The sequence below is a fragment of the Acinetobacter sp. P1332 genome (genome assembly GCF_044057475.1).
Taxonomy (GTDB): domain Bacteria; phylum Pseudomonadota; class Gammaproteobacteria; order Pseudomonadales; family Moraxellaceae; genus Acinetobacter; species Acinetobacter johnsonii.
This window is the reverse complement of record NZ_CP171157.1, coordinates 1,978,276-1,990,380: the sequence shown is the minus strand read 5'-3', so window position 1 is coordinate 1,990,380 and position 12,105 is coordinate 1,978,276. Positions and strand designations below refer to the sequence as shown.

The following is a 12,105-nucleotide window of genomic DNA, read 5'->3' as shown; positions in this document are numbered from 1 at the left end:
AATGAATAAAAAAGCACCTGAAGGTGCTTTTTTATCAATACAGACCGATATGTTGTAGAGGTCTCATTTTCAAATGGAAAATCAATTATTTCGGTTCAGTAATCACCGATAACTTCTCTACACCGACACGTTCTATACTGGCTAAAAGTTTAGCCACAGTGCCATAAGGGACAGTTTCATCGGCATTTAGGTTTAATGCTAACTTGCTGTTGGTATTTTTACGCTGTGTGATTTCTTGCTCAAAATTTTCGAGTTTGACTGGGTCTTTATCTAAAAAGATTGCGCCATCAGGTTTTACACTAATCACCAGTGCTTTGTTTTGATCTGTAGATTGTGTCGGTGCAGCTTTGGGTAAGTTGACCTTGACGCTATTGGTTAATAAAGGCGCCGTGATGATAAACACGATCAATAGCACCAACATCACATCGACCAGTGGGGTATCGTGTTTAGTTTAATTTTGGGCACCATTGTAGCCATGATGAGACTGTCTTCATCTTGGTTAATTCGCTCATTGGCATGGGTGTATATCTGGATGTTCAGATCATTACCATTGCTGTTGGTGTTGATTATTCTCTATAACTTTTCTTATTTATATGAATACATTAATGTCGGTGTACCTTTTACCGACACGGTCTTTGCCCAGTTTAAAACCATCAATGCACTAGATCAGTTCTCAACAGCTTTAGTCGGTTTGGTGATTGTACAAAGTGCCTATACCGCGGAAGTCATCCGTGGTGGGATTCTGTCTGTCGATCATGGTCAATTTGAAGCAGCGGCAGCATTGGGTCTGTCATGGTGGCGCCGTACGACGCGCATTATTTTACCACAATCGATTCGCAGTATTATCCCCGCGATTATCAATGAATGTGTGGGCTTATCTAAAGGCACATCAATTGTGTATGTTTTGGCAATGCCTGAACTCTTTTACACAGTACAAATGATCTATAACCGCAACCAAGAAGTGATTCCGTTGTTGATGGTTGCCGCCGTTTGGTACGTAATCGTCACCAGTGTTTTTTCCATAGTGCAATGGTATATCGAAAAAATATTGGCGAAAGGTGAACGGAAATCAGCGATTAATAGCTTTGCTTTTTTCAAGAAAGCGCAGCCACACACAACTCAGCCGCGTATAGGAGCCAGCTATGATAATTAATCAATCAGCATCGCCTACAAATGGTCATATTCAAGTGAGCCATGTATTTAAAAACTATGCGTGACATGCGGCATTACAGGATATTAGTCTTGATATTCCTGCGGGATCTGTCACGGTAATTATTGGTCCATCTGGGTCGGGTAAATCAACTTTACTACGCACGATAAATCATTTAGAACGTGTAGATGCAGGATTTATTCAAATTGATGATGAGTTTATCGGCTATCATAAAAAAGGCGATAAACTCTATGAGTTAAAAGAACGAGACATTTTAAAACAACGTAAATCGGTGGGTTATGTTTTTCAGAATTTTAATTTATTTCCACATTTAAATGTTTTGCAAAATATTATTGAAGCACCCTTAGCACATAAAAAACTTAGTAAAGATCAAGCGATTTTAAAAGCCAATCAATTATTGGGTCTAGTTGGGCTAAGGGATAAAGTTGAAGCATGGCCCAAACAACTTTCTGGGGGGCAGCAGCAGCAGCAGCGTGTTGCGATTGCTAGAGCTTTGGCACTGGACCCCAAAGTAATTTTATTTGATGAGCCAACGTCCGCCTTAGACCCTGAGTTGGTAGGTGAAGTCTTGAATGTAATCAAAAACTTGGCGAAATTAGGTAAAACCATGGTGATTGTAACGCATGAAATTGCTTTTGCACGAGAAGTTGCCGACCATGTGGTGTTTATGGATCAAGGGCGAATTGTTGAACAAGGAACCGTTCAACAAGTTCTGGAACATCCTAAAGAAGAGCGTACTCAAAACTTTTTATCTCGGGTTTTATAAATTTGAGTCTTATTTTTTAATGATATCTATTTTAGTTTTATATATTAAAATCGTTGGTGAATGATAAAACTAACGATTTTTTTATAAGTTTAATTTTGTTGATAAGGTATGATTAAATCCGGCTTTGTTGCACAAACCTATCTCTAAAGGCTTATTCCACAATATAATTCTCAAATGAATAAGCCCACACCTAAAATCTATCGTACAACCAATTGGTCTTCTTATAACAGTGCATTAATAAATCGAGGAAATCTCTCAATTTGGTTTGATCCCAAGACTCAATGGTACGCTCAACCCAAAGGTAAACATGGTCGAAATCAAACTTATTCAGATACAGCCATCCAATGCTGTTTAATGATCAAATCCTTATTTCGTCTTTCTTTACGCATGGTCACTGGCTTTGTGCAAAGTCTCATTCATCTTTGTAGATTAGATTGGACAGCACCAGACTATTCCACCATCTGCAGAAGACAAAAGCATATTGATATTGCAATTAACTATCAAAAAAGCAGTAATGGTCTCCAGCTACTCGTCGATTCTACTGGCTTAAAGTTTCTAGGCGAAGGTGAATGGAAGCGTAAGAAACACCAACCTGAATATCGTCGCCAATGGCGTAAACTTCATATTGGTATAGATGCTGAAACCCTTCAAATACGCGCTATTCAACTCACTACAAATAATGTGAGTGATTCACAAGTGCTTGGTGATTTACTCGATCAGATTCCACAAGATGAGCAGATTGACTCTGTCTATACTGATGGGGCTTATGACACCAAGCAATGCCGTCAAGTAATTGCAGACCGACAAGCACATGCGGTGATTCCGCCAAGAAAAAATGCGAAACCTTGGAAAGATACAAAGACCAGCTCGCTAGAGCGAAATGAATTACTTCGAACAGTTAAACGTTTAGGAAGAACAATATGGAAAAATTGGTCAGGCTATCATCGCAGAAGTCTGATAGAAACCAAGATGCATTGCATCAAATTATTAGGCGATAAACTCCGTGCGAGAAACTTTCAAAGCCAAGTCAATGAGATTCATGCACGTGTGGCCGTATTAAATAAATTTACAGATTTAGGCCGACCTCACACCCAAGTTGCCACTTAAATTTAGATAACTTGGAAGAAGTTTAGCTTTTGAATGTTTGTGCAACAAAGCCGTTTAATTCAGTACTAGATGTATGGGTATTTAAAATAAAAAAAAGTGTGTGTAAAATCAAAATAGTGATTTTGTGGTTTTGGGAGTGGGTTGTACTCAGTGTATAAAATATTGTGTTTTTAAATACAGTATATATAAATTATTGTGATTTTGTTCTCATAAAAAGCCATAAAAAAAATGTGCATTTTCATTCTTAATGTTACATAAAAAAACAATTTTATTTTTAATGTGTATAATTTTAAAAATAGATATCTTTCGATTTGTTAAAAATATTAATTATTGTTATCTATTTGTTTTTTATATAAAAAATAATTTTTAAAACATTGGTTTAACATGTGGATTTTAAAAGGTTTAATAAGATTTTTTAAAAAATCTTAATAATTTTTTGTCAGAATTGAGTGGGTTTATGCAGGTGTATTTTAAAGAATAATAAACTAGTGTAAAAACACTTAGAGAAGAAAGAATTTACTTTTAATACTCATTTTTTATTTAATGAACCATAAGAACATACAGGTTATGAGTAGCTGAAAGTTGTTTAAGTTTAATAAGACTAGAAAACGTTTTTTTATTTTTGGATGGAAATAACAAATCAATACCATTTCAGAGGGTTATTTGTATGGTTACTCAAATTTCAATAGTAGGTAAGGAATCTCATAAAGAAGCTGTGGCTAATATGGGAGGATCAAATAAAGTTCAGTTATCAAAAGAAAACCCTTCGGTAGTCAAGCTTCAGCTAAATAAAGATGATGTTAAGAGTTTTTCAAAAGAAGGGAATGATCTCAAAGTTATTTTAAATAATGGAGAGATTATAACAATTGTTGGTTTTTTCGCATCGGATAATAGTTTAGTTTTAGAAGGTAGTAATGCCTTAATATGGGTAGATTTTGTTGCTAATGGCGATGCTATAAATGCAACATATTCAACTTTGAGTGATATTGAACCTTTACTTTACGATGATAATGGAATGTCTGCATTAGCGTGGATTGCAATTCCATTAGCTGCGGGAGGCATGATAGCTTGGGCAGCAAATGATTCAGATGATGATTCAGGTTCTGGTTCTAAAGGCGCTATAGGTGAAATGGGTGCCACTGGATCTACGGGTGAAACAGGCGCCACAGGGGGAACAGGTGCTACGGGTAATGATGGTGCTACTGGGGCGACAGGAGCGGATGGCGCAACAGGTGCCACAGGAGCAGATGGCAAATCACTTTTAGAGATTTTGATAGATGAGGGCAAGTTACCACCGGGTTCTGATATTAATGACCTGATTGATTACCTCAAAGGTGCAGATGGCGCAACGGGAGCAACAGGTGCGGATGGTAAGTCAGCACTAGAGCTTTTGATTGATGCAGGTGAATTACCACCGGGCTCTGATATTAATGACTTGATTGATTACCTCAAAGGCGCAGATGGCGCAACCGGAGCAACAGGTGCCACAGGTGCAGATGGTAAGTCAGCACTAGAGCTTTTGATTGATGCAGGTGAATTACCACCGGGTTCTGATACAAACGATCTGATTGATTACCTCAAAGGTGCAGATGGTGCGACTGGCGCAACAGGTGCCACAGGTGCAGATGGTAAGTCAGCACTAGAGCTTTTGATTGATGCAGGTGAATTACCACCGGGTTCTGATACAAACGATCTGATTGATTACCTCAAAGGTGCAGATGGTGCGACTGGCGCAACAGGTGCCACAGGTGCCACAGGTGCAGATGGTAAATCAGCACTAGAGTTGCTGATTGATGCGGGTGAGTTACCACCGGGCTCTGATATTAATGACTTGATTGATTACCTCAAAGGCGCAGATGGCGCAACAGGTGCCACAGGTGCCACAGGTGCAGATGGTAAATCAGCATTAGAGCTTTTGATTGATGCGGGTGAGTTAGCACCAGGTTCTGATACAAACGATCTGATTGACTACCTCAAAGGTGCAGATGGTGCGACTGGTGCAACAGGTGCCACAGGTGCCACAGGTGCAGATGGTAAATCAGCATTAGAGCTTTTGATTGATGCGGGTGAGTTACCACCGGGTTCTGATACAAACGATCTGATTGACTACCTCAAAGGTGCAGATGGTGCGACTGGCGCAACAGGTGCCACAGGTGCAGATGGTAAATCAGCATTAGAGCTTTTGATTGATGCGGGTGAATTACCACCGGGTTCTGATACAAACGATCTGATTGATTACCTCAAAGGTGCAGATGGTGCGACTGGCGCAACAGGTGCCACAGGTGCAGATGGTAAATCAGCATTAGAGTTGCTGATTGATGCGGGTGAATTACCACCGGGTTCTGATACAAACGATCTGATTGACTACCTCAAAGGCGCAGATGGCGCAACCGGAGCAACAGGTGCCACAGGTGCAGATGGTGCGACTGGTGCAACAGGTGCCACAGGTGCAGATGGTAAATCAGCATTAGAGCTTTTGATTGATGCGGGTGAGTTACCACCGGGTTCAGACATTAACGATCTGATTGATTACCTTAAAGGTGCAGATGGTGCGACTGGTGCAACAGGTGCCACAGGTGCAGATGGTAAATCAGCATTAGAGCTTTTGATTGATGCGGGTGAATTACCACCGGGTTCTGATACAAACGATCTGATTGATTACCTCAAAGGTGCAGATGGTGCGACTGGCGCAACAGGTGCCACAGGTGCAGATGGTAAATCAGCATTAGAGTTGCTGATTGATGCGGGTGAATTACCACCGGGTTCAGACATTAACGATCTGATTGATTACCTTAAAGGTGCAGATGGTGCGACTGGTGCAACAGGTGCCACAGGTGCAGATGGTAAGTCAGCACTAGAGTTGCTGATTGATGCAGGTGAATTACCACCGGGTTCTGATACAAACGATCTGATTGATTACCTCAAAGGTGCAGATGGTGCGACTGGCGCAACAGGTGCCACAGGTGCAGATGGTAAGTCAGCACTAGAGTTGCTGATCGAAGCTGGAGAATTACCACCGGGTTCAGATACGAATGACTTGATTGATTACCTCAAAGGTGCAGATGGCGCGACTGGCGCAACAGGTGCCACAGGTACGGATGGTAAGTCAGCACTAGAGTTGCTGATCGAAGCTGGAGAATTACCACCGGGTTCAGATACGAATGACTTGATTGATTACCTCAAAGGCGCAGATGGTGCGACTGGTGCAACAGGTGCAACAGGTGCCACAGGTGCGGATGGTAAGTCAGCACTAGAGTTGCTGATCGAAGCTGGAGAATTACCACCGGGTTCAGATACGAACGATCTGATTGACTACCTCAAAGGTGCAGATGGTGCGACTGGCGCAACAGGTGCCACAGGTACGGATGGTAAGTCAGCACTAGAGCTTTTGATTGATGCGGGTGAGTTAGCACCAGGTTCTGATACAAACGATCTGATTGACTACCTCAAAGGTGCAGATGGTGCGACTGGCGCAACAGGTGCCACAGGTGCAGATGGTAAGTCAGCACTAGAGCTTTTGATTGATGCGGGTGAATTACCACCGGGTTCAGATACAAACGATCTGATTGACTACCTCAAAGGTGCAGATGGTGCGACTGGCGCAACAGGTGCCACAGGTGCAGATGGTAAGTCAGCACTAGAGCTTTTGATTGATGCGGGTGAATTACCACCGGGTTCAGACATTAACGATCTTATAGAATACTTAAAAGGTGCCACGGGAGCTACAGGCGCTACGGGCGCGAATGGTGCTGATGGTGCTGATGGTGCCACGGGAGCTACAGGTGCTACGGGTGCTGATGGTGCAACAGGTGCCACTGGAGCTACGGGCGTAGACGGTGCTGATGGTGCCACGGGAGCTACAGGTGCTACTGGCGCGAATGGTGCTGATGGTGCAACGGGCGCCACAGGTGATACTGGTGCCACAGGTGCAACAGGCGCTACGGGTGATACTGGTGCCACAGGCGCAACGGGAGCTACAGGCACTACTGGCGTAGATGGTGCTACTGGTGCTGATGGTGCAACAGGAGCCACAGGCGCAGATGGTGCTGATGGTGCCACGGGAGCTACAGGTGCCACAGGTGCTACGGGCGCTACGGGCGCAACGGGTGATACAGGTGCTACAGGAGCCACTGGTTCGACAGGCGCAACGGGAGCGAGCGGATCTGCGGATTTGATTAATGGCATTACATTAAATGCAGATACCGATACAAACGGAAAATTAACTCAGGGAGAAATTCGTGACCAACAAACAAATACAGTCACGATCACTTTAGGGGCAGATGCTAAAGTTGGGGATACGATAGTTGTTAATGGAACTTTGTACACCTTAACTCAAACTGAAATTGATGCTTTAAAAATAACCGTTCCTGTAACTGTAGTAGATGGTCTGAATTTCATCCGTGTAGATGCTTCTAATACGGATGGACAAACAGAGCTAGATTTCAAATTCTTTGAAGTGCTAGACGGACAATATATTGGTGATGTAAATATCATTAATGATGCGAATGGCAATAATATTATTGATAACAGTGAGCTAGGAAATGGTGGCACAATAGATGTACGCGTCCAGCTTGGTGCAGATGTCCGCGAAGGAGACATCGTTACTTTAGCGGGTCAACCTCCACATACGGTTACAGCAGCAGATTTAGCCAATATGTATGTTGACTTTACTGGTGTTCCAGTCACTCAAGGGCAAACAGAAACGTTGCAGGTTACGATATCAGATGCAGGAGGTGTATTAGACGATGCGTCTAGGGATGTGCAGATTGATGGAGCGGCTCGTAATATTGTGGAGTCTATTGATTTCCCAGATGATTTAGATAACAACAGTACGCTAAATGGACAAGAACTCAATGGTAAAAACAATACACCTGTTCAAATTACTTTAGGAGCCGATGCTCAAGTTGGAGACATTGTTGTTGTTAATGGTGACAAATATGTTCTGAGTGCAACGGAAGTTGCGAATGGAACTTTAAATGTCAATGTTTCGGTACGTGAAGGTCAGAACCCAATCGAAATTAGTGCAACAGATGAGTGGGGTAATGTAGATCGAATTTCTGATGCTATTGTTGTCGATGTTTTACCACCAGCTACACCAACACTTGCACCTACAGCAGTAGATGATGTTGAGCTTCAAACTGGAAATATTGCCAATAATTCTGTGACCAATGATAGCCGTCCTGAAATTACAGGGACTGGTCGAGCTCCGGGTGAAACCATTAACCTTTATGTCAATGGAGCACCAGTCACTGGAGCAGGAACACCAATTATCGTTCAGCCTGATGGTGAGTGGAGTTATACCCCAGCAGCGGATTGGGATGATGATAATTATATTATTACATACACGGTATCGGACACTAACGGGAATACTTCGACTTCGTCACCATCATTAACTTTCGAAATTGATACAGTTGCACCAACAGGCGGCGCTGTTTCAATTGATACGCCTATCGCTGTGGATGGTGTAGTTGACACAACCGAGGCGAGTGGCACTATCACGGTTACAGGAACGCTTACGACTCCAACTGATGCAGCCACTACAACCGTCATAGTTACTGTGAATGGAGCGGATTATCCAGCAATAGTAACGGGCAATACGTGGACAGCCAGTATTCCAGGTAGTCAGTTTGCAGATGGTGCAGGAAATGTATCTGTAGAGGCTGTATTTACAGATGCTGCAGGAAATGCTTCACCTGCAACGGCTGATGCGGCTTATACCCTAGATATTCCAGCCGTACTGAATGACTCTGAACTTGCAGGAGTTGGTTTAAATCCACCTGTTACAGGCAGTACTGTTAAAACAGGTACAAGCCTAACGATGGATCATGCAACAGCGCCAGTCACAGCTGTGGATGGCAATGGTGACCCAGTTACACTTGCTGTAGGTGGCGTTGCTGTGGTTTGGAGTGGGGCAGGAACAGCAGCAAGTCCATTTGTTGCAACGGTAGCAGGTCTTGCAGAACCAGTATTGAGTATCACGATCAATAACAATGGCGACTATACGATTGTTCAAAACCATAGTTTGGATCATGCATTGGCTGGTGCAGACAAAATCACAATTACTGTACCTGTTCTCGATGGTGGTGTTGCGCATGATGTATTGATACTAGACGTTGTAGATGGTGTGCCTACTGCAGCGACAGATAGCACTGCTAACTTAACACAGCAAATTACACAAGGTGCAGATACGCTCGATATCAGCGTACCGCAAACTTACCGTGGCTCTGCTGTTGAAACCTTTGGTGGCGATGCTGAGGGAGCACATGTCAGTAAAGTAACTATTGAAGGTATCGAGTTTACTTATGATGGTACGACAGTGACAACACCTAATGACTTTGGTAACTCAGGTGTTGTTGCCTCACATACTGTAGTGGATGGTTCAGATACGTCTTTAGTGGTTACTACTGCTCGTGGTGAAACAATTACGGTGAATTTAGACACCGGAAATTATACTGTTGAAGTTACAGGTCAAGGTCTTGCAGTCAATGAAGCGCCTGAGGCAAACATTGCAGGGGCTGGCGGCTTACTTGGTGGAGGCATTATCAATGCTGATGCATTGGGCGTGATAGATCTTTCACAAACACAGACGTTCTCCGTTTCGGATAACAATGAGAACTTGACCAAGGTGAATGTTGGATATGAAACCTCTAATTTGAGCTCAGCATTAGATGTATTGGTTACACAGCAGTTGAATAGCGTTGTTGATGGATTAAGAAATATTCCAGGAGATATTTTAGGGTTAGGAGATGTAGTTGCTAATCTCTTGGAGGGTTTGGGTGTTACAGATCTTATAGATCAGTTAATTACAAATCCAAATGGTTTAATTGCAGGGATAGTAGCACCAGTTGTTAAGCCATTAACTGACTTGTTGAATGAGGTATTAAATGGCAAACTCGTTCTTGATTATGATGTTCAGATGGCAACTGAGTTAGGTTTAAAAGTTACAGCTGTTGCGGGTGATTATAATAATAACTTCAAAGCGAGCTTAGTCATTGAGTCGCTAACTGCTAATGGTGTCATTGACTCATTAGCTGTCAATCAGTTATTAGGGACAGTTGAAGCAACAGATAGTGGCGGTGGTTTGTTAGATCTACTTGATTCAAATTTGAATCTACTCACTACTTTAAATCTACAAGCAACAGATCAGGCTGGGGCACTAAGCGCTCCAGAATCTCAAGATTTAACGATTCAGTTAGGGCTACTTAGTGATGGAATCCAGTCGAATACTACTGTGATTAAAGATAACGGTTCCAATCTTAACCAAAGTGGTGCGACATCGTCTGTTCAAATCTTTGGTTTAGATGGCGATGACACTATCACTGGCAGTAACTTTGCTGACATTATCCGCGGTGGTACTGGAAATGACACAATTAATGCTGGTGCAGGTAATGACATTATTATTGGTGGCAAAGGTGATGACACGCTTACAGGCGGCCTAGGTCGTGATGTCTTTAAGTGGGAGTCTGGCGACCAAGGCACGACTGTTACTCCTGCACGAGATACAGTCATCGATTTTGATATTCGTTCAGTTGCCCAAGGTGGAGACATTATTGATTTATCCGGGTTGTTGCCAAATGCAGACCGAGTAGGTACAAGTTCAGTCAACATTGGGGACTATGTATCGTTTGTTGAAGTAGCAGGCAATACAGAAATTCATATCAGCACAGCAGGAAATGGTGGAGTAGATCAAGTTATTGTTCTGGAAGGTGTAACTGGCTTTGTAGGGCAATTTGCGTCTCAAGATGAACTAATTTCTTACTTGCTTAAATCTGGAAAATTGGTGATTGGGGAGCAAACGGTTGACCAAGCTACTTATGATGCCATTAAAACGGATAATGAGCTAAATATTGGTATTGAAGTTAAAGATGGCGATGGAGATACCGATACCCATACTGTGGATTTAGGCGTGGGTAGTCTAGAGGATGCCAATCAATATCAACCTAACTTTGATCCAAATAATGTGGCTCCGGAGATTAGCCTAGAAGTATCTACGCTCTTAGGTTTAATCGGTGTAGATGCACTAGGTCTACTTGATCTAAGTCGCCAAGCTTATTCAGTTGTCGATGTAAACAACAACCTGCAACGTGTTGAATTGGTTTATCAACCTGTAGTTAATGTTGGCTTAACACGTGCTTACTTTACCGTAAGTACAGAGTTGGCTACTGAGCTGGGTTTGAAAGTGACCTCAGTGACAGATGGTGGTTTACTCAATCTACTCGGCTATAGCAATACACTCATCATTACGGCACTAGATGGTGGAACCATTAGTAACTTGGCTATTAATGAGTTATTGGCTGCCGTTGAAATGCATGCGGAAGATGGCACATTACTTACAGGTACTTTGTTAACTACAAATGTACTGAACTCAGTTTCAATGACAGCCATTGATAGTCAAGGTGCATCCTCAACGGAGAGTGGCGGTAGTCTAATTAATATCAACCTACTGGATAACTTCAGTAATGGTAGTGAGTTTATTTTTGAGGGTACGACAGGTGTAGATGCTTTAGACCAATCTACCGCAACCGATGGGGTGCGTTTATATGGTTATGCTGGTAATGACACATTAACAGGTGGTTCAGGCAATGACTTGTTACGTGGTGGCGATGGTGATGACACACTGATTGGTGGTGCAGGGAATGACTTACTGATTGGAGGGTCAGGAAATGACACCTTCATAGGTGGTTTAGGTAGCGACACCGTGTTGTATGAACTACTCGATAATCTAGGTAACGCGCCAACAGGTGGCAATGGAGTCGATACTTGGACTGACTTTACTGTCGGTGCAGGGGCGGACAAAATTGATGTTTCTGCATTGCTTGATGGGCAACAGACTGCGACTAATATAGGTAACTATATCTCTGTGACAACTGATGTGAATGGACATGCAGTGATTGCAATTGACCGTGATGGCAGTGCAGGAGGTTTTGGTAAAGCAGATCTCTTGGTTCTCAATAATATCAATGCTATTGATTTGGGTGCTACTGCTGAGGATCAACTCAAAACACTGTTAGACAATAATCAAATCATTTTCTAAACAGAAGGAAATGAATAAAAAGGATGC

Annotated in this window: 5 protein-coding genes; 4 read left to right on the top strand and 1 reads right to left on the bottom strand. The window is 42.6% G+C overall.

Features of this window, described 5'->3' with window-relative positions; translation table 11 throughout:
* Window positions 1-85 precede the first annotated feature (85 nt).
* Complete coding sequence (locus ACFN7Z_RS09690) at window positions 86-421, bottom strand: biopolymer transporter ExbD (protein ID WP_010326530.1); 336 nt, start codon at window positions 419-421, stop codon at window positions 86-88.
* Between the two features lie 21 nt (window positions 422-442).
* Here ACFN7Z_RS09690 and ACFN7Z_RS09685 point away from each other — a divergent pair, with 21 nt between their 5' ends.
* The 4 genes from ACFN7Z_RS09685 to ACFN7Z_RS09670 all read left to right on the top strand — a co-directional run bounded on the left by ACFN7Z_RS09685 (window position 443) and on the right by ACFN7Z_RS09670 (window position 12,078).
* Window positions 443-1,153 (top strand): amino acid ABC transporter permease, encoded by a 711-nt coding sequence (locus ACFN7Z_RS09685; RefSeq protein WP_010326531.1) that lies wholly within the window; start codon window positions 443-445, stop codon window positions 1,151-1,153.
* 82 nt (window positions 1,154-1,235) lie between these two features.
* Window positions 1,236-1,937 (top strand): amino acid ABC transporter ATP-binding protein, encoded by a 702-nt coding sequence (locus ACFN7Z_RS09680; RefSeq protein ID WP_035330447.1) that lies wholly within the window; start codon window positions 1,236-1,238, stop codon window positions 1,935-1,937.
* Window positions 1,938-2,111: 174 nt separating this feature from the next.
* Complete coding sequence (locus tag ACFN7Z_RS09675; protein ID WP_004637176.1) at window positions 2,112-3,044, top strand: IS5-like element ISAha1 family transposase; 933 nt, start codon at window positions 2,112-2,114, stop codon at window positions 3,042-3,044.
* A 667-nt stretch (window positions 3,045-3,711) separates the two neighbouring features.
* Window positions 3,712-12,078: a type I secretion C-terminal target domain-containing protein gene (locus ACFN7Z_RS09670; protein WP_308469441.1), complete on the top strand. Its 8,367-nt coding sequence runs from the start codon at window positions 3,712-3,714 to the stop codon at window positions 12,076-12,078.
* Window positions 12,079-12,105 lie beyond the last annotated feature (27 nt).